Raw genomic sequence first — 18,075 nt, 5'->3', positions numbered from 1 at the left:
GAATGATCAACAAACCGTCAAGCAGAATGAGTGACAGACTTCACTACTTGCTCTCTGGCGCGATGTTGCCGACAAATAATTCGCCATAACCGGGGTTTGCGCCTGCCGCGCCTGTCAACGCCAGGCAATGCCAGAATGACGCCTGGATCGCGGAAATCACGGGTTTGCCCAGGCGCTGCTCCAGCGCCTCGATGGCGCCCACGGTTCTGAAATTGGTGCACGAGACGAAAATGGCGCTGGCGTCAGGATGATCAACCGACAGCACATGTTCATACACCTTTTCCAGCGGCACTTCGGCCAGCGCGTGATCATCGGAAATCCCCAGATAGGCACTTTTCACTACCTCATGACCGTTCTCCGAGAGAAAGCGGATGGCGCGTTCGTGAATCTCCGGTAGATACGGGGTGGCAAGCGCCACTTTGCCAGCCTTGACCTTTTTCAACGCTGCCAACGTAGCGGTAGAGGCTGTTGTGACGTGAACCCCCGGTACCCATTGGCGCAGCTTCTCGATCAACGAATGGTCATAAGCCGTTCCGTGCAAGAAAGAGGCGCTGGTTCCACCGAATAGCAGCACGTCGATAGGCGCCGCACCGGCCAGACGGGCGGCCTGCTCCAACTCCGGTGCGTTCATCATTTCCTCGATGCCCTGCACCGTGACTTTCGGCAACTTGATCCGGGCAGTATGAGTGGAAACCCCAGGTGCAGACATGGCCCACATTTCTTCTTCCATGACCACACTGGATGCGATGTAGATCAATCCGATACGGGCCATATTTCCCGCACCGTCATAGCGAAATCGCGGCATTGCGTGTTGTTGAGTCATTAAATTCCTCTTGTGATCGGGCTGGTTCCCTTCAGCTGCAAGCAAGTATGAAAGGCACCACCCACCCGGCCAATTCGCCTTTTCCTTAGGAATGACTCGACTTTCCTGACGCCGCTGTCCCACTCGCGCCCGTCGCGTCCATGGTCGGAAATTCCGAGACCGCCCACCGGAAAAAACAAATTGGCGTGATCCTCGCTGAGGCTGACTATGAAGACCCTCGCCTGAGCGGCACCCCCGCCCGACAACGCGCATGGCACGCATTCACTCATCGTGGACCACTATGAAACACACCCGTATCCGCACCTTTAATACCAAGGCAACCTATCCCGAACAGAATCTGGATAACGACCTCTGCCAGGCCGTTGTCGCACGTGGCAGTACGGTCTTTCTACGCGGTCAGATCGGGCAAAACCTGGAGACCTCGGAAAGCGTATGCATCGGTGATGCCGCCGGCCAGGCGGAACAGGCGATGGCAAACATCGCCATGCTGCTCAAGGAAGCCGGCGGCGAACTCGAGCACATCTGCAAAATCACCATCTATCTCATTGACCCTCGCTATCGCGAATCGGTGTACCGAGTCGTTGGACGCTGGCTCAAAGGTGTGTTCCCGGTTTCCACGGGGATTGTTGTCTCTGCCCTGGCCCGTCCGGAATGGCTGGTAGAAATCGACGCCACCGCCGTCATCCCCGATTAACCTCGATCCAGGCTCCGATTATGACTTTCTCGATCATTGCGCGGTGTCCTGCCACGGGCCAATTCGGCGCGGCCGTCGCCTCCTCCTCCCCTGCGGTCGCGTCACGCTGTATCCGTGCCCGATCCGGGGTGGGTGCCGCAGTCAGTCAGAACATTACTGATCCGAGCCTGGGGCCTCTCGCCCTGGACTTGATGGCCGCGGGGAAAACGCCCGAGCTCGCTCTCAAAGCGCTGCAACAACGCCCTTTCATCGCTTACCGTCAATTAATGGCCATCGACGCGACCCACCCACCGGCTATTTTTACAGGCGAAAGCGCCTTGGGCACCTTGTCCAGCGCGGCAGGCGAACACGCTGCTTGCGCGGGCAACATGTTAGCGTCGCTGGAAGTACCAGTTGCCATGCTTTCCGCCTTCGAAAGCGCGCCAGGCTCGTTGGCCGAACGGCTGATGCAGGCCATGCTGGCCGGGCAGGAGGCAGGCGGAGAAGAGGGTCCGGTCCATTCCGCGGGCCTTCTGGTCTATGGTGAACTGGATTGGCCCATGGTAGACCTGCGCCTGGATTGGGTAGAAGCAGACCCCGTCCAGGCGCTATACGCGACGTGGAAAGTCTATGAACCGCAGGTACAAGACTACATCACACGAGCGCACGATCCTCGTGCGGCGCCGAGCTTTGGCGTGCCCGGCGATCTCTGATCGTGCGGATAGCCTGCAGCGCCTGTCGCACATGAGGCTCGCTATCACCTCGGACCGGACGGAGTGGATACACTGCGATATCGCAGCCGGCGGGGTCCGGCGCCAACGCTGATGACATCTCAGCCACAGCGCGGATACCGCTTGGTATTCACTCAACTCGATTCCATTCCGTTGCTATCATGCTCAATCGCATTTCTCTGCGCCAGATGGAGTACTTTGTAGCCACTGCCAAACACGGCAGCATTGCTGCGGCCTCCGCCCAGATTCATATTTCGCCTCCCTCTATTTCGGCCGCTATTGCGCACATAGAAACCGAATTAGGCACGCAGTTATTTGTACGGCATCCGTCCAAGGGCCTGGCGCTGACCACAGTAGGCACTCAAGTGATGCAGGAATGCGAAGACCTGCTGGAGCGCGCCTCTCGCCTTTACGAAATCGCGTCGGATTCCAGCGATACTCTGCGCGGCGTACTCCGCGTGGGGTGTTTTCAGTCGCTGGCGGCCATGGTCGCGCCTGAAGTCATTTTTGGCTTTTCGCGCGCCTTTGACACGGTCGAATTACATATGGCCGAAGGCAATCAGCAAGACCTGATTCAAAAGCTGCACACGCTGGAAATCGACGTCGCCCTGACCTATGACCTGCAACTGGGCGACGAAATCGGCTTTGAAACCCTGGCACGTCTGCCACCGCACGTGCTGGTTAGCGAATTGCATCCGCTGGCACAGCAACTGGCGGTCACGCTTGAGGAATTGGCCCCGCAACCCATGGTGCTGCTGGACCTGCCCATGAGCAAGGAGTATTTCACGTCGCTCTATGCCAAGGCCGGCGTCGAGCCCAATATCGTCGCACGCTCCCGCTCGGAGGACGTCGTCCGATCCATGGTCGCCAATGGCATCGGCTACGCCTTGTTCAACGTGCGCCCCAAATCCACACAATCTCTGGATGGAAAACGGCTCGTACGCCTGCGCCTGGTCGGCGAACAACGACCGATGTTGCTCGGTCTCGCCACCTACAAGCCGATGAAGCCATCCCGCCTGACACAAGCCTTCATGCAACGCTGCCGCGCCTATATCTCCGATCAATACATTCCCGGGATGAGCGCGGCGAGTTTCTTTGACCCCCATTTATCCAACAGGACCGAAAGCCAAAAAACCTGATCTATCATCACGGTACTGTTCACGCCCCATCATCCTTTACGCGCCCTTCTATGAACAACACTTCGTCCTTGAGCAGCCTTGACTTGCTGCGCGAACTGATTGCCTTTCCCTCAGTATCCTTGACCCCGAATGCTGATCTGATGGCACGCGTACAGGCGTTATTGAGCGAGGCCGGCATCGCATCAACTCTGGTATCGGATCCACAAGACGCCTCGCGCTGCAATTTATTCGCCAGTGTCGGGCCACAGGATACCGCCGGGGTCCTGCTGTCAGGCCATACCGACGTCGTCCCGGCAAAGGGGCAGCCGTGGACTTTTCCGCCCTTCGAGGCTACCGAACGTGATGGCCGCATTTATGGGCGGGGCAGTTCGGACATGAAAGGCTTTGTCGCCTGTGCCGTCGTCGCCATGATCAATGCGGCGCGTCAACCCTTGAAACGCCCACTATTGCTGGCGCTGTCCTTTGATGAGGAAATCGGCTGCGTAGGCGTACGCCATCTCTTGCGCGCACTGGAAGGCAAACTGCCCGCTCCCTCGCTGTGCATCGTCGGCGAACCGACACTCATGAAAATCGGTACAGGTCATAAGGGCAAAGCCGCCTATCGTGCAATGTGTTGCGGCCAAGCTGGCCACTCCGGCTTGGCGCCGCGATTTGTCAATGCCATTCATACCGCAACCGATCTCATTACCGCGTTGCGCGAAGTCCAGCAGGAACTTGCCGAGTCAGGCCCTCAAGAAGACGGCTATGCCATTCCCTACTCGACCGTGCACGTTGGCACGATACGCGGAGGACGTGCGCTGAATATTGTTCCTGAAGAATGCGAACTCGATTTCGAAATCCGCAACGTGTCAGAAGACGACCCCGCGCAAATCCTGTCCCACATTCTGGAAGTCACGCGAGCACGGATGACGGCCAATAACTCGCATCCCGACGCCGCCCCGCCGGATGTTCGACTGATCAACGCCTATCCAGGCCTCGCCACTGACGAAGACTCATCGGCAGTCCGCTTGCTCACGTCCCTGCTGCCTCCAGACACCGCGCGCACCAAGGTTGCCTTTGGCACCGAAGGCGGCCTGTTTCGCCAACAATGGGATCAGACACCCGTCTTGGTCTGTGGCCCCGGCAGTATCGAAGTCGCACATAAAGCCGACGAATACGTGGAAATTTCGCAAATCGCGGCCTGCGATTTGATGCTGTCTCGACTGACGGAATACCTCTGCTCGCCAGACTGAATTGGACGCATTGCAAACAATCGCCTAAAATTCGGCCCACTTGAAAACGCTGGCGCTCACCGCGCCGCGTGCGATCCAACCCGCCAGCCCCTTCTACCCATGTAACTGCGCCACGAACCCTTTTCTGTCATCTCCCTGACCGGACAGGACGTTCGTGGTTTGCGTGCGCCTATATTGGCGCCGCCGTGATTCTCCCTCAGCATCTGATGTGTTTCAGGGCCGTTTGCCGCCCTCTGTGACGAAATCACTTCGTTTGCGCAACTCACGTCCCATCACGCCTTCCTGCCGGCCTGCTCCATATTTTCTCTTTAGGCCCTTTCATGCACACGCATTCTCTACGCGACGAATGGTTCTCCAACATTCGAGGCGACATCCTGGCCGGCATTGTGGTCGCGCTGGCGCTTATCCCCGAGGCTCTCGCCTTTTCCATCATTGCAGGCGTTGAGCCTAAAGTCGGCCTTTATGCCGCGTTCAGCATTGCCGTCGTCTCCGCGATCGCGGGTGGTCGGCCAGGGATGATCTCTGCGGCGACCGGCGCTGTGGCGCTGTTGATTGGATCCCTGGTCAAGAATCACGGCGTGGAATACGTCCTGGCCGCGGGCATCCTGGCCGGACTGCTGCAAATCGGCGCAGGCTTTCTGGGACTGGGATCGTTGATGCGCTTCGTGTCACGCTCCGTCATCACCGGCTTTGTCAATGCGCTGGCCATTCTGATCTTTCTGGCTCAGTTGCCCCAGCTGCACAACGTGCCGCCCTACGTTTATGCCATGGTCGCAGGCGGCCTGGCCATCATTTATCTCTTGCCGCGCCTGACCAAGGCCGTGCCGTCGCCGCTCATCTGCATCATCGTCTTGACAGCGATCTCCATGACGCTGCATCTGGATGTGCCCACCGTCGGCGACATGGGGGCATTCCCGGACGAGCTGCCAATTTTTGCCTTTCCCGAGGTCCCGTTCTCGCTGGATACCTTGGGCATCATCTTTCCCTATTCGGTCAGTATCGCTCTGGTCGGTCTGCTCGAATCACTCATGACGGCCAGCATCGTCGATGATTTCACCGATACGCCCAGCAGCAAAAACCGCGAATGCCGCGGCCAGGGCTGCGCCAACATCGTCGCGGGATTTTTAGGCGGGATGCCCGGTTGCGCCATGATCGGCCAGACCGTCATCAACCTGAAATCGGGTGGCCGCGGCCGTCTGTCCACCTTTGTCGCGGGCGCTTTCCTGCTGGTGCTCGTTGTATTCCTGGGCCCCTGGGTCCAACAGATTCCGATGGCCGCCTTGGTTGCCGTGATGATCATGGTGTCGATCAGCACGTTTGACTGGCGCTCCATTACCCGCTTGAAAACCAATCCCAAGACCTCGTCGGTGGTCATGTTGGCGACGGTCGCTGCAGTAGTATCGACAGATAACCTCGCCATTGGCGTAGGCCTGGGCGTACTGCTGAGTGCGATCTTCTTCACCGAAAAAGCTCGCCGGATTCTGACGGTGGACTCCACCGTAGATCCGCAAACGGGGGAGCGCCACTACCGAGTACGCGGCCAAGTCTTCTTTGCCTCGTCCGAAGCACTGGTATCGGAATTTGATTTCAAAGAAACGATTTCATCCGTACGCCTGGACCTGTCGCATGCCCATTTCTGGGACATCACCGCGATCGAGGCATTGGATCGCATCGTTCATAAATTCCGCCGCAACGGTATCGACATGACCGTCACAGGACTGAACCGCGCCAGCGCGACGATGATCGAGAAATACGCGACGCATGACAAGCAGGGAGCGACGGCCGCGCAATCCCTCTCGCATTAGGAATTATCGTGCCCGGACATCCTCCAGAATAAGATCCGCCGCTTTCTCCGCCACCATCATCACAGCGGCCTGCGTATTACCGGACACCATGCGCGGCATGACTGACGCATCCACTACGCGCAGGCCCGCTATTCCGCGTACCCGCAAACGGGGATCCGTCACCGCGGTGGCGTCTGTCCCCATGCGGCATGTGCCTATCGGGTGATAAATGGTTTGTCCGTTCCGGCGCGCAAAATCCAGCCATTCATCGTCCGTCTGCACCGCCGCCCCCGGGCTGGTTTCCTGTTCGATATATGGCTGCATACTAGGCTGCGCCACAATGCGCCGCGCCACCTGCATCCCTCGCACCAAGCTCGCGCGATCCTCTTCGGCATTCAAAAAATTGGGGCGTATTGCGGGCGCCGCGAATGGATCAGCACTTTTGATATGGATGCTGCCCACGGACTGGGGCCTCAGTTGTGCCACACCTATCGTCATGCCGGGATGACGATCCAGAATGCGCTCCGCCGCGTTCGCATAACTGGCGTGCACAAAGAAGTACTGCACGTCGGGGGCCGGCAGATCCGGTGCAGACTTTACAAAGCCATGCACCAGGCCGGTACCCAGCGTCAGTATGCCTTTATGCGACGCGTAATACCGCAGGACCTGATTGGCCAGGCGCCACCCTCTGGACATTTCGTTCAGTGTCACCGTGCCACGTACACGCCAGTTCATTCGCGTGGCGAAATGATCGATGTAGTTCTCTCCAACGCGAGGTTGCGCATGCACCACGTCGATGCCCAGCTTTCGCAATCTCTCGGGGTCACCTACGCCAGACAGCTCCAGCACCTGCGGTGTCTGAATCGCCCCCATGCACAGCAGCGTCTCACGGTTCGAACGCACAGTGTGTTGCTGGCCATCTTTCTGGTAAACCACGCCCGCACAGCGCTGCCCCTCAAACAGCAGGCGCAACACGTGCGCACCGCTGATCACTGTCAGGTTCTTGCGGCCTGATGCGGGTTTCAGATAGCCGTCGACCACGCTCCAGCGACGGCCGCGATGCTGCACGACCTGATAATAGCCAAAGCCCTCTTGATCGGTACTGTTGTAGTCGGCATTAATGGGCTGGCCATCCTCTTGCGCAGCCGCCAGAAAGGCATCGGCGATAGGATAGCGCTCGGATACCTGTTCAATATGCATGGGTCCGGATGTACCCCGATTCGGGCCGCCCAACGCATAGTTCTCGATTTTTTGAAAGTATGGCGCGACATCCGCCGCGCCCCATCCCTCGGCGCCGTCATCGCGCCAGGCGTCATAATCGTGCGGTTGGCCACGCACATAGATCATGCCGTTGATCAGGGTAGAGCCACCGATGCCCTTGCCTCGCGGCACAGAGATGGTTCGACCTAGTACGTTGTCCTCTGGCTCGGTCTGGAATCGCCAGTTGAATACCGGATTCACCAGCAGTTTGCTAAAGCCGGCAGGAATCGAGATCCACATGCTGCGAGCGTCCGTGCCAGCCTCCAGCATCAGCACGCGATACTTGCCGTCGGCCGTCAATCGATTGGCCAGGATACAGCCGGCCGTCCCGCCGCCTGCGATGATGAAGTCGTACTGATGCATCACTGCCCGGCCCCCGGCACGCCCAGCGCCTGAGCCATCAGCGGAATCTGACACGCCAACATGGGGGCTCCATAATGAACACGGCATCCCCGCGCCTGTGCGGCCTGCAGCAAAGCCGTGTCCTTGGGCTGCATGATGATCTCGCACACCAGTTGGTCCGGCGTCAAGCGGCTGACATCCAGCGGCAAGGCATCGCCATCGGCCAACCCCAATGACGTGGCGTTGACCACGATCTGATGACCTGACGGGTCCGGTGTGCCCACCTGAATCTGCGCATCGGGATACAGCGTCAAAATACGCTGCTTCAGATCGAGCGCCTTGGCACTCGTGCGGTTCGCGATCGTCAGGCTGGCCACGCCCGCCTTGACCAACGCAAAAGCAATCGCGTTTGCCGCGCCCCCTGCCCCGGCCATATAGGCGGTCTTGCCTTGCAGCTCATGACCGGCTGTCAGCACACCGCGCACAAAGCCCTCGCCATCGAGCATGTCCGCCACCAATCGTCCATCAGGCTCGCGGCGCACCACATTGGCCGCGCCTATCAATGCCGTCGCATCGGAGGCCGAGTCCGCCAGCTGCAAAATGGCAGTTTTATGTGGCACGGTGACAATGAACCCGCCCAGATTGCGCAATTGCCGCAAGCCCGCAACCACAGTCGCCAAGGTGTCTGGCGTCACATGAAACGGCACACACACGCCATCATGACCAAGCTGCGCAAAATACTCATTCAATCGCTGAGGTGTTTTCACGTGATGAATGGGATCGGCCAAAATGCCGTACAGACGAGTCGTACCGGTGATTTCTTTCACGTTGTCATTCCTTTGTGCACTTATCAATGTCGGCGCACGCCATACAGCGATACAACGCATGGCGTAACCAAGATCGAAACATCAAGACCGTAATTGATCCAACGCCACGGCTACTATCCCCTCAGCGTCCAGCTTGTAATGGGCATACAAGGTGGTCGGCGGCGCAATCAAGCTGTATTCATCATAGATACCGTGCCGGCGCAGACGCGTCGCGCTCCCGATATCGGCCAGGACTTCTGCGACGGCCGATCCGAGCCCGCCCAATACATTGTGTTCCTCTACCGTCATCAAGCACGATGATGCGCTTGCGGCTTTGAGTACCGCATCACGGTCCAGCGGCTTGATCGTGGGCATATCTATCACTCCCACGGAATAGCCTTGGCCCTGCAACGCCTGCGCAGCCTGCAAAGCCGCGCTGACGGTAATACCGCAGGCAATGATGTTCAAATCACGGCCCAAGCTATGCTCAATGGCACGGCCGAATTCGAACGGAACGCCATCCGGATACACCTCGGGATCTCGGCCACGGCCGATCCGGAAATAAATCGGCTCCGGCCAATGAACCGAGGCCTTGATGGCCGACGCTAATTGCGCGCCATCTGCTGGCGACACCACCGTCAGTCCGGCGATCGCGCGCATGGTCGAAATGTCCTCTGTGGCGTGATGCGACGTTCCGTAGAATCCCAGGCTGATCCCCGTATGATGGCCGATCAGCCGCACGGGCAGTTTCGTGTACGCGACATCCATGCGAATTTGTTCGCAGCAAAGCAATCCCAGAAACGATGCGAATGTCGCTACAAACGGCATCATCCCCGTTGTCGCCAGACCGGCCGCGGCCGACACCATGTTTTGTTCGGAAATGCCAAACTGCACGTAGCGATCCGGATATGCGGCGGCAAAACGATTCAGGCCATTCGAATACTGCAAGTCGGCGGATCCCGCCACGACCGGATGGCCTTCGCGGGCCAAGTCAATGAGGGCGTTGGACAGATAGCTCAGTCCGGGATTCATCGCATTCAGGGCGCGATACTGCCAAGACTCTGGACTCAAGGTGTGCGGCATGTTCAGATCTCCTGCGATTGGATTTCGTCGATGGCGATCTGTGCATCGGCGGGCGCCAGATAGCCCAAGTGCCAACCGGGCTCGGTTTCCATGAACGACACGCCTCGCCCCTTGACCGTCCGGGCAATCAGGCACGCAGGCTTTTGACGTGCGCCATCGGCCTTGAGCTTGCGCAGGGTGTGCGTCAAGGCATTCAGGTCATGGCCATCGACCTCGTGCACCTCCCATCCAAACGCGGTCCATTTATCGCGCAACGACTCGACCCCTACAACATCATCGACCTTGCCGTCCAGTTGATAGCCGTTGCGGTCAATGATGGCGATCAAGCGCGAGAGCTTGTTGTGGCCGGCGAACAATGCTGCCTCCCATACCTGGCCCTCTTGCATCTCGCCATCACCGAGCATGACAAATACGTGATAGGAGCGCTGGTTCATGCGGCCCCCCAAGGCCATCCCAATGCCGTTGGACAGCGCATGTCCGATCGAGCCCGAGCTGAAATCAATGCCCGGCACCTTGGTCATGTCCGGATGGTCTCCCAACGGGCTGCCCAGCCGCGTATAGCCATCCAGCAATTCGCGCGAGATGAATCCATGATCCGCCAGCACGGGGAACAGACCCACGGCCGCATGTCCCTTGCCCATCAGGAATCGATCGCGATCCGGCCAATCGGGCTCGCCCGCGCGCAGGCGCATCACGTCGTAGTACAGCGCGGCAAATATCTCGGCGCAGGAAAACACTGAACTGTAGTGACCGACTTTTGCGATCTCGATCAATCGGATCGTTTCCAGGCGTATATAGCGCGCCTTTTCACGCAACAGCGCAATTTGCTCTGCTGTGGGCGGCTGCGCCGCTGGGCTCTGCTCATCCAATGACATACCTGTCTCCTCTTTCCCTTTAGGATATATGATATATAATATACCCAAATTCGGATAATGCGCTATGGCAAGCTAGAATTCACCCGTCCCGTCACTTGCAAGTGCTTTCACGTCATGTCGAGCCTGAAACCGGTCAAAAAAGAAAACCTCTCCGTCAAGGTCTACAACGAGATCCGTAACGCCCTGATCAATGGGCAATACGAGCCTGGCGAACGCCTGATCATCGGCGAACTGGCCGCGGAAATGGGGGTCTCTATTACGCCTGTACGCGAGGCCATCTTTCGTCTGATCAGCGAACAAGGCCTGGAAATGCAGGCCGCGACGGCGGTCTACGTGCCCTATGTGAACTCGGAAAAGCTGCGGGAAATCCAGCAGATCCGTTTTCACCTCGAGGGCATGGGAGCGGCCGAAGCAGCAAAAAACATCACTCGCAAACAACTGGACAACCTGATCGCGCTGCAAAAGGAATTCATTTCCTGCACTTCGACCGACCCTAAACGCGCCAGCGCCCTGAATCGCAAATTCCATTTCTCGATCCTCGAGGCCAGCAACAAACCCATCCTGCGCGCCACCGTGGAGTCGTTCTGGGTGATCACGGGCCCCATTCTGAAGGTCTTTCATATCAAGACCGCCGGCTTGGACTATTCGACCGACGAACACCGTCACGAGGCCGTGCTGACCGCCTTGATCGCCCGCGATCCCGAAGCTGCCCGCACAGCGATCCAGGCCGACCTGGTATGGGGCGGACAGATCATGATCGACTGGCTGGTCGAGAAAGAGAAAGAACAACAATTTCTCAGCGCGACACCACGCAAATAGGGAGACACCATGCTGAAGGTTTTCGGAGGTCCGGGCCGCTATTTCCAGGGGCCCGGCGCATTGCGCACGCTCGGCGAAACGGCTGTGTTGTTCGGGCGGCGCGCCGCATTGGTCATCGACAGCTATGTTTATGGCGTACTGCATGAGCGATTGACCGATCTCTGCAAGCCGGCAGGCGTGGAGTTGATTCCCCTCATCGTAGAGGGCGAAATGACGCCGGACACGATCGCCTCGTTGCGAGCCCGAGCGCAGGCGCAGTCCGTGGATATGGTGATCGCGGTGGGCGGGGGAAAGGCGCTGGACGCGGGCAAGGCCGTGGCCAAAGCCCAGCACCAGCATTTGATCACTGTGCCCACCGTCGCCTCTAACGACGCCCCCACCAGCAAGAACTACGTCGTGTACGACGCGCATCACAATCTGCTGGCAGTCGAACACATGCTGTTCAATCCCACGATTGTGCTGGTGGACACCGAGGTCATCAGCACCGCCCCTGCCCTGTTCTTCCGCGCCGGCATGGGCGATGCCATCTCGAAAAAATTCGAGGCCGAGCAGTGTTTCCGCAATCAAGGACAGAACATGTTCAGCGCGGCGTCCACGCTGACGGCGCAACTGATTGCCGAGGGCTGCATGCGCACGCTGCTGGCCGATGGCGAGGCGGCGCTGGATGCGGCTGGCACAGGCCGTCCGACCGCGGCGTTTGAGCGAGTCGTCGAAGCGATGATCTTGATGAGCGGACTCGGATTCGAAAGCGGCGGTCTGTCGATCGCCCATGCGCTCACGCGCGGTCTGCCACGCATTCCAGGCGTGGGCCAGGCTTTGCACGGCCTGCAAGTGGCCGTGGGGCTGTTGGTACAACTGGATCTGGAACATCGTTCCGACACCATGCTGGACGATTTACAGGCTTGGTATGCGCAGGTGGGATTGCCAACGCGATTGAGCGAACTGGGCGCGGCAGACGTCATCGACGACGCCGTGCTGCACGAAGCCGCCGCGTTGACATTGGCCGCACGCCACGCTGCCAATTTCGATCGCACGCTGACAGAACAAGAACTGATTGACGCACTACGGCGGCGCTAGCGTGCAGGATCTTGTAGCGGGACACACGTCCCGCTACTTGCACGATTACTTTACGCAAGTCCCACGTTGCAACATCCTCGCCAGTCATAGCGCAGAGGATATTTCGACAACATTCTCTGCGCCCTGCCCAGCGCTAGAACGCCACGTTGGCTGCGCCTTTCAATCCCAATTTTTCGCGCGCTTCGTCAGGCGTGGCAATGTCGAGATTCAGGGCCTCTGCGATCGTGCGGATCCGTTCTACCTGCAGACGATTTGATTCGGCAAGTTGACCCGGCCCGATCCATAGCGAATCCTCCAGCCCCACACGCACGTTCGATCCCATCGCGGCACCGATAGTGGCCAGCGGAATCTGATTGCGCCCCGCTCCCAGAATGGACCATTCGTATTCGCTGCCGAACAAGCGATCCGCCGTGCGCTTCATGTGCATCAGGTCTTCGGGATGAGGGCCGATACCACCCAGAATGCCGAACACCGACTGAATAAACGGCGGCGACTTGACCAGACCCCGGTCGACGAAATGCGCCAGGTTATACAAATGGCTGATGTCATAGCACTCGAACTCAAAACGCGTGCCGTTCTGATTGCCCAGCGTCAGGATGGATTCGATGTCCTGATAGGTGTTGCGAAAAATCAGCGAGCGGCTGTTTTCCAGATGCTCGCGCTCCCAGTCGTGCTTGAATTCCTTGAACCGGTCCAGCATCGGGAACAGCCCGAAATTCATCGACCCCATGTTCAGCGACGCCAGCTCCGGCTTGAACGTGGTCGCCGGACGCATGCGTTCCTCTACCGTCATATGCGGGCTGCCACCCGTCGTGATGTTGATGATGGCGTTGGTGCGTTCCTTGATTTTCTGCAGGAACGGCCGGAACAGCTCCGGGTCCTGGGACGGCTTGCCGGTCTGGGGATCGCGCGCATGCAAGTGCAACACCGCTGCGCCAGCCTCGGCTGCGCCAATCGCCGCCTCGGCAATCTCGTCAGCGGTCACCGGCAGGTGCGGCGACATGCTGGGCGTATGAATCGCGCCCGTCACGGCGCACGTAATAACGATCTTTGGTTTAGCTCTGGCCATGCTCGTCTCCAGTTTGGTTCTTGTGACGCATCAGTTTCATCAACTGATCATCGCGCCAAAATCGGCGTTCCTGCAATTGGCTCGCCGGCAATTGCTCTCGTCGCTGTTGCTCCAGCGATCCCACCAATGCCTCGTCCCACGGCACGGGTTGAGACTGAGTCGCACCGATCGACTGATACAGGCCGCCATAACGGGCGCAGTAGTCTGCCAGGCCCGCAGGCGCATTCAGATCTATAGTCTCGAATGGCCCCATGAACGACCACCGCAGGCCCAGGCCGTCTTTGATCGTGGTATCGATGTCCTCGGCGCTGGCCACCCCTGCTGCTGCCAGCCGAAACGCCTCGTGCAATAGCGCTCCCTGCAGACGATTCAGCACAAAACCTTCGATCTCGTGCCGGACCGTGATGGGCTTCTGCCCCAGCTCCTGCATGATCCGCCGTGCGGTTTCTATCGTTTGCGGCGAGGTCCACGGAGCCCCGCACAACTCGACCAGTGGAATCAAATACGGCGGGTTGACGGGATGCACTACCAGGCAGCGATGTCTGCCGGGTAACGACTCCGTATATTCACTGGCCGGCAGGCTGGACGTCGAGCTGCCGATTACGGCGTGGGGTTCGGCATACCGGTCCAGTTCGGTGAAGACGGCGCGCTTGATTTCCAGCCGTTCCGGTGAATTTTCCTGCACATAATCGGCGCCCGCCAATGCAGCCTGCAACGACTCGGCAATACTGACACGGTCGGCAGCTGCCTGCATATCGTCCAACAAACCATAGCGTTGCAGCTCGGCCAATTGCTGCACAATCAATTCTCGAGCCTGGCCCAACCCTTGGGTCTGCACGTCGTACAGCCTGACATTCCAGCCGCGGCGCGCGAAAACAATGGCCCAGCCCTGTCCTATCAGGCCGGCTCCAATAATGGCAACAGTGCGCATGAGAGATCCTCGGTCAATAGAGCTTTTGCGTAAAGCCATCGATCACGATGGCCTGCCCGCTGACGCTGCGCGCCGCCTCACTGGCATTGAACAACACCATATTGGCGATATCGCGCGCGCTCACCATACGGCCCAACGCCGCCTGACTCTCGTATTGCTCGGCGATCTCTGCGACCGGACGCCCCAGCGTTTTGGCCTTGGCCTCGATCACTGCCCGGATTCTCGGCCCCTCGACGGCGCCAGGCAATATGGCGTTCACGCGTATGCCATAAGCGCCCAATTCGATTGCCAGCGTCTTGGTAAAGCCGATCACCGCCCATTTCGACGCAGAATAAGCAGAACGCCCGGCAAAGCCCAAGTGCCCTGCCGCCGACGACAGATTGATCATGACGCCAGCTTGCGACTGCTTTAGCAGCGGCACCGCCTGCCGGACGCAGAGGAACTGCCCCGTGATATTCACCGCCAGCGTGCGGTCCCAATCGGCTTTGCTCAGCGTCTCGACAAAGCCCGTCGGCCCAGCCACGCCCGCATTGTTGACCAGGATATCCAGTCCGCCCAACTCATTGCGGACCTGGGCAAACAGCCTCTCGACACTGACCTCATCGGACACATCCGCATGCGCCGCATGCAGTCCGGGTAATTGGCTCGCCGCCTCAGCCAGTCGAGTGTCGTTCACATCGCAGATAAACACGGTCGCGCCCGCATGGTGAAAGACTTTGGCCATCTCCAGGCCCAGCCCATCCGCGCCCGCGGTGATCAGCACCTTTTTGCCGGCGTAATTGACCTCTTCGAACATACCTGAGTCTCCGAATTGTTATACATACATCGCCTTATTCTAGATATACGATATATGATTATCTGACTTAATGCTCAGAAAAATTTCTTCAGCACCGATCATGGCAGACGGCTATGGCCGTAGCAACCGAAAGTGCCAAAAAATGCGAAAAATTCATTCAAAATCGGGCATTTACGAGGGTTTAGGGAAATCCCCGATTCGTCTCATTCCCTCGACCACTAGAATCAACCAGGGCAATTTTTAGCCCATAATTTCATATATCATATATTATAAAAACCAAAACGGACTCCCTAAAAAGTCCCACACACTCCCACATCAACGCATGGAGCGAGACAATGTTCAAAATCAAAAAAGAAGCCCCCACGCCGCGCCTTCGGCTTGCTGCCCCCCAAGGGGGCGTTTTTGCCTTGGGGCGGCCCGGCGTCAAAAAATTCACATTGGCACTGGGGTTATGCAGCGCGCTTTCAGTCACTACCGCATGGGCGGATATCAAAGTTGGCGCCCTGTTTCCGTTTAGCGGAGCCCTGGCGCTGTTAGGTCAGGAAAGCTATCGAGGCCTGGAGCTGGCGGTCAATGAGATCAATGCCGCAGGCGGCATCAACGGCGAAAAGATCGAAATCCTCAAGGCTGACGCGGTCGACCCGACCCAGGCAGTATCCGAGACCAAACGCCTGGTCTCCTCCGGTGTGGCGGCAGTCTTCGGCAGCTACGCATCTGGCATTTCCTATGCCGCATCACCGGTGACCGAACTCGCCGGCATCCCCTACTTCGAACTGGGCGCGACCGCGCACAAAATCACGACTCGCGGCTACAAGTACCTGTTCCGCAGCAATCCGAACACGGCGCTGTATGGGGTTGCAGTGATCGATGCCTTGCATGACATCGTCGCACCGGGGATGGGCCTGAACCCCAAAGACATCCGCATAGGCATCATTCACGAAGACGGCCCATACGGCACGGACGTCGCAGCCACCGAGAAAAAACGTGCCCAGGAGCTGGGCTATACCGTGGCAGAAGTCCTGCCCTACTCGGCCAAGACCGTCGATCTGTCGTCACTGATCTTGCGCCTGAAGGGCGCCAAGGTTGATGTCGTGCTGCAAACGGCTTATCAGAACGACGCGATCCTGTATTTCAGCCAGGCACGTGCTGGCGGGTTCAAACCCAAAGTCGTCATCGGCGCAGGCGGCGGCTATTCGCTGGCGGATACCGCAAAGGCCGTGGGCGCCGATATGAACGGCGTTTTTGATCTGGATTTCCCGCAATCCTCGATCAATCCGGCAGGCGCTCCGGGGCTGGACAAATTCCTGCAGGCCTATAAAACCACCTATAAAAGCGACCCGCAATCGGGCCACAGCCTGACCAACTACGTGGGCGCCAAGGCATTCTTCGAAGCCATCGGCAATGCCAAATCCACGGATCCCGAAAAAATCCGCGAGGCTGTGCTGGCCTATAAGAAACCCGCGGGACAAACCGCCAATGGCTGGGGCTTTGAGTTTGGCGAAGACGGCCAGAACAAGGCCTCCACGTTCTACGTGATGCAATGGCAGGACGGCAAACTCGTCACGATCGCGCCATCAAATCTCGCCCAAGGCAAGCCCATCTTTAACAAGTAAACGATTTGCCGCCGCGGCGCCGTTCAAAAGAAACGGCCCGCGGCTCTCAAGGAAATGCGGGACCGCCTCACGTTTCCTTGCCCCTCAAAAGCCTCCCGGTCCGCGCGGGACACCGGGAGGCTTCTCATCACAGAGGTTGCACAATGGACATTTTTGTTCAACTGGTCATCAATGGCCTGTTGCTAGGCGGCGCCTACACCATCATCAGTCTGGGGCTGACGCTGATATTCGGTGTGGTGCGAGTAGTGAATTTCGCGCACGGCGAATTCCTCATGATAGGCATGTACATGGTCTATCTGATCGCCACGCATTTCGGCGTGCACCCTTATGCCGGCCTGATTCCGGTTGCGGTGATTCTGTTTGCGCTGGGCGCAATGACACAAAAGGCGATTATTCAACCGCTGCTCAACGCCGATGAACATATACAGATCTTTGCCACGGTAGGCGTATCGACAATACTGCTGAACCTGGCCCTGGTGATCTTTGGCGCCAATGTCTATCGTGCCCCCGTAGAGCTCGGCACCACCACGATGAATGTCGGACCCTACACCGTGGTGACGGGGCAGTTGATCACCTTCATTATTGGCCTGACTCTGGCAGTGCTGCTGCATTTATTCATGCATCGCACCTACCTGGGCCGGGCACTGCGCGCCGTCGCACAGCATCGCTACGCTGCGATGCTGATGGGCGTCAACGTCCATACCGTCTATGCCATCGCTTTTGGACTGGGCACCGCATTTGTCGGGGTCGCCGCCGGACTGCTGGCGCCGCAGTATCCCGTTTTTCCCACAGTGGGAACCTATTTTGTCCTCACGGCATTTGTCATTGTGGTGCTCGGCGGATTAGGCAGTCTCTATGGTGCTGTGGTCGGCTCAATGATCCTCGGTGTCGTCGATACGCTGGCGGGCTATTACATCGCGCCCGACCTCAAAGAGGTTGTGTATTTCGGGATCTTTTTGTTGATCCTTGTCCTGCGTCCCACCGGCCTGTTTGGCATCGGCACAGAATAACAAGGAGCCCGC

At 58.5% G+C, this 18,075-nt stretch carries 17 protein-coding genes; 9 read left to right on the top strand and 8 right to left on the bottom strand.

Features of this window, described 5'->3' with window-relative positions; genetic code table 11:
- Positions 1–43: 43 nt before the first annotated feature.
- Positions 44–823, bottom strand: coding sequence for a maleate cis-trans isomerase family protein (locus ACNA0I_RS14170; RefSeq protein WP_415806645.1), 780 nt, complete (start codon positions 821–823; stop codon positions 44–46).
- A gap of 280 nt (positions 824–1,103) precedes the next feature.
- Between ACNA0I_RS14170 and ACNA0I_RS14165 the strand changes: the two genes are divergently transcribed.
- From ACNA0I_RS14165 to ACNA0I_RS14145, 5 genes are all read left to right on the top strand, one after another.
- Positions 1,104–1,517 (top strand): RidA family protein, encoded by a 414-nt coding sequence (locus ACNA0I_RS14165; RefSeq protein ID WP_415806644.1) that lies wholly within the window; start codon positions 1,104–1,106, stop codon positions 1,515–1,517.
- Between the two features lie 20 nt (positions 1,518–1,537).
- Positions 1,538–2,209 (top strand): DUF1028 domain-containing protein, encoded by a 672-nt coding sequence (locus tag ACNA0I_RS14160; protein ID WP_415806643.1) that lies wholly within the window; start codon positions 1,538–1,540, stop codon positions 2,207–2,209.
- A gap of 179 nt (positions 2,210–2,388) precedes the next feature.
- Complete coding sequence (locus tag ACNA0I_RS14155) at positions 2,389–3,366, top strand: LysR substrate-binding domain-containing protein (protein WP_415806642.1); 978 nt, start codon at positions 2,389–2,391, stop codon at positions 3,364–3,366.
- Between the two features lie 50 nt (positions 3,367–3,416).
- A complete protein-coding gene (argE, locus tag ACNA0I_RS14150) occupies positions 3,417–4,598 on the top strand; it encodes an acetylornithine deacetylase (protein WP_415806641.1) in 1,182 nt (393 codons plus the stop codon).
- 320 nt (positions 4,599–4,918) lie between these two features.
- Positions 4,919–6,403 (top strand): SulP family inorganic anion transporter, encoded by a 1,485-nt coding sequence (locus ACNA0I_RS14145; protein ID WP_415806639.1) that lies wholly within the window; start codon positions 4,919–4,921, stop codon positions 6,401–6,403.
- 3 nt (positions 6,404–6,406) lie between these two features.
- Here ACNA0I_RS14145 and ACNA0I_RS14140 read toward each other — a convergent pair whose 3' ends face one another.
- From ACNA0I_RS14140 to ACNA0I_RS14125, 4 genes are all read right to left on the bottom strand, one after another.
- Complete coding sequence (locus tag ACNA0I_RS14140) at positions 6,407–8,005, bottom strand: GMC family oxidoreductase (protein ID WP_415806674.1); 1,599 nt, start codon at positions 8,003–8,005, stop codon at positions 6,407–6,409.
- Positions 8,005–8,811 carry a shikimate dehydrogenase family protein gene (locus ACNA0I_RS14135; RefSeq protein WP_415806638.1) on the bottom strand — a complete coding sequence of 269 codons (807 nt, stop codon included), beginning with the start codon at positions 8,809–8,811 and terminating at the stop codon, positions 8,005–8,007. Before ACNA0I_RS14135 ends, ACNA0I_RS14140 begins: the two co-directional genes overlap by 1 nt.
- An 81-nt stretch (positions 8,812–8,892) precedes the next feature.
- The gene (locus ACNA0I_RS14130) at positions 8,893–9,873 is read right to left on the bottom strand and encodes a transketolase family protein (RefSeq protein ID WP_415806637.1); all 981 of its coding nucleotides are present in this window, start codon (positions 9,871–9,873) and stop codon (positions 8,893–8,895) included.
- Positions 9,874–9,875: 2 nt separating this feature from the next.
- Positions 9,876–10,748 (bottom strand): transketolase, encoded by an 873-nt coding sequence (locus tag ACNA0I_RS14125; protein WP_415806636.1) that lies wholly within the window; start codon positions 10,746–10,748, stop codon positions 9,876–9,878.
- Positions 10,749–10,862: 114 nt separating this feature from the next.
- Here ACNA0I_RS14125 and ACNA0I_RS14120 point away from each other — a divergent pair, with 114 nt between their 5' ends.
- Positions 10,863–11,567 carry a GntR family transcriptional regulator gene (locus tag ACNA0I_RS14120; RefSeq protein WP_094820772.1) on the top strand — a complete coding sequence of 235 codons (705 nt, stop codon included), beginning with the start codon at positions 10,863–10,865 and terminating at the stop codon, positions 11,565–11,567.
- A 9-nt stretch (positions 11,568–11,576) separates the two neighbouring features.
- Positions 11,577–12,644, top strand: coding sequence for a glycerol dehydrogenase (locus tag ACNA0I_RS14115; protein ID WP_415806635.1), 1,068 nt, complete (start codon positions 11,577–11,579; stop codon positions 12,642–12,644).
- A 133-nt stretch (positions 12,645–12,777) separates the two neighbouring features.
- Here ACNA0I_RS14115 and kce read toward each other — a convergent pair whose 3' ends face one another.
- Genes kce through ACNA0I_RS14100 form a run of 3 tightly spaced genes read right to left on the bottom strand, consistent with a single transcriptional unit; the run spans position 12,778 to position 15,440 of the window.
- Positions 12,778–13,713, bottom strand: coding sequence for a 3,5-dioxohexanoate:acetyl-CoA acetone transferase (gene kce / locus ACNA0I_RS14110; RefSeq protein ID WP_415806634.1), 936 nt, complete (start codon positions 13,711–13,713; stop codon positions 12,778–12,780).
- Complete coding sequence (locus tag ACNA0I_RS14105) at positions 13,700–14,644, bottom strand: 3-hydroxyacyl-CoA dehydrogenase (RefSeq protein WP_415806633.1); 945 nt, start codon at positions 14,642–14,644, stop codon at positions 13,700–13,702. Before ACNA0I_RS14105 ends, kce begins: the two co-directional genes overlap by 14 nt.
- Positions 14,645–14,657: 13 nt before the next feature.
- Positions 14,658–15,440, bottom strand: a complete 783-nt coding sequence (locus ACNA0I_RS14100; RefSeq protein ID WP_415806632.1) for an SDR family oxidoreductase — start codon at positions 15,438–15,440, stop codon at positions 14,658–14,660.
- A 335-nt stretch (positions 15,441–15,775) separates the two neighbouring features.
- On the opposite strand from ACNA0I_RS14100, the gene ACNA0I_RS14095 reads away from it, so the two are divergent.
- Both ACNA0I_RS14095 and ACNA0I_RS14090 read left to right on the top strand, forming a co-directional pair.
- Complete coding sequence (locus ACNA0I_RS14095) at positions 15,776–17,053, top strand: ABC transporter substrate-binding protein (protein ID WP_415806631.1); 1,278 nt, start codon at positions 15,776–15,778, stop codon at positions 17,051–17,053.
- Between the two features lie 143 nt (positions 17,054–17,196).
- Positions 17,197–18,063, top strand: coding sequence for a branched-chain amino acid ABC transporter permease (locus tag ACNA0I_RS14090; protein WP_415806630.1), 867 nt, complete (start codon positions 17,197–17,199; stop codon positions 18,061–18,063).
- Positions 18,064–18,075 lie beyond the last annotated feature (12 nt).

Source organism: Bordetella muralis (assembly GCF_965139205.1).
Lineage (GTDB): Bacteria > Pseudomonadota > Gammaproteobacteria > Burkholderiales > Burkholderiaceae_B > Bordetella_A > Bordetella_A muralis.
The sequence above is the reverse complement of the archived record's forward strand: the minus strand, read 5'-3'. Positions and strand labels throughout refer to the sequence as shown.

Bases quoted from the DNA above. Each gene is read 5' to 3' on its own strand.
- ACNA0I_RS14170 (WP_415806645.1), bottom strand. From the start codon at position 823: ATGACTCAACAACACGCAATGCCGCGATTTCGCTATGACGGTGCGGGA.
- ACNA0I_RS14165 (WP_415806644.1), top strand. From the start codon at position 1,104: ATGAAACACACCCGTATCCGCACCTTTAATACCAAGGCAACCTATCCC.
- ACNA0I_RS14160 (WP_415806643.1), top strand. From the start codon at position 1,538: ATGACTTTCTCGATCATTGCGCGGTGTCCTGCCACGGGCCAATTCGGC.
- ACNA0I_RS14155 (WP_415806642.1), top strand. From the start codon at position 2,389: ATGCTCAATCGCATTTCTCTGCGCCAGATGGAGTACTTTGTAGCCACT.
- argE (WP_415806641.1), top strand. From the start codon at position 3,417: ATGAACAACACTTCGTCCTTGAGCAGCCTTGACTTGCTGCGCGAACTG.
- ACNA0I_RS14145 (WP_415806639.1), top strand. From the start codon at position 4,919: ATGCACACGCATTCTCTACGCGACGAATGGTTCTCCAACATTCGAGGC.
- ACNA0I_RS14140 (WP_415806674.1), bottom strand. From the start codon at position 8,005: ATGCATCAGTACGACTTCATCATCGCAGGCGGCGGGACGGCCGGCTGT.
- ACNA0I_RS14130 (WP_415806637.1), bottom strand. From the start codon at position 9,873: ATGCCGCACACCTTGAGTCCAGAGTCTTGGCAGTATCGCGCCCTGAAT.
- ACNA0I_RS14125 (WP_415806636.1), bottom strand. From the start codon at position 10,748: ATGTCATTGGATGAGCAGAGCCCAGCGGCGCAGCCGCCCACAGCAGAG.
- ACNA0I_RS14120 (WP_094820772.1), top strand. From the start codon at position 10,863: ATGTCGAGCCTGAAACCGGTCAAAAAAGAAAACCTCTCCGTCAAGGTC.
- ACNA0I_RS14115 (WP_415806635.1), top strand. From the start codon at position 11,577: ATGCTGAAGGTTTTCGGAGGTCCGGGCCGCTATTTCCAGGGGCCCGGC.
- kce (WP_415806634.1), bottom strand. From the start codon at position 13,713: ATGGCCAGAGCTAAACCAAAGATCGTTATTACGTGCGCCGTGACGGGC.
- ACNA0I_RS14105 (WP_415806633.1), bottom strand. From the start codon at position 14,644: ATGCGCACTGTTGCCATTATTGGAGCCGGCCTGATAGGACAGGGCTGG.
- ACNA0I_RS14100 (WP_415806632.1), bottom strand. From the start codon at position 15,440: ATGTTCGAAGAGGTCAATTACGCCGGCAAAAAGGTGCTGATCACCGCG.
- ACNA0I_RS14095 (WP_415806631.1), top strand. From the start codon at position 15,776: ATGTTCAAAATCAAAAAAGAAGCCCCCACGCCGCGCCTTCGGCTTGCT.
- ACNA0I_RS14090 (WP_415806630.1), top strand. From the start codon at position 17,197: ATGGACATTTTTGTTCAACTGGTCATCAATGGCCTGTTGCTAGGCGGC.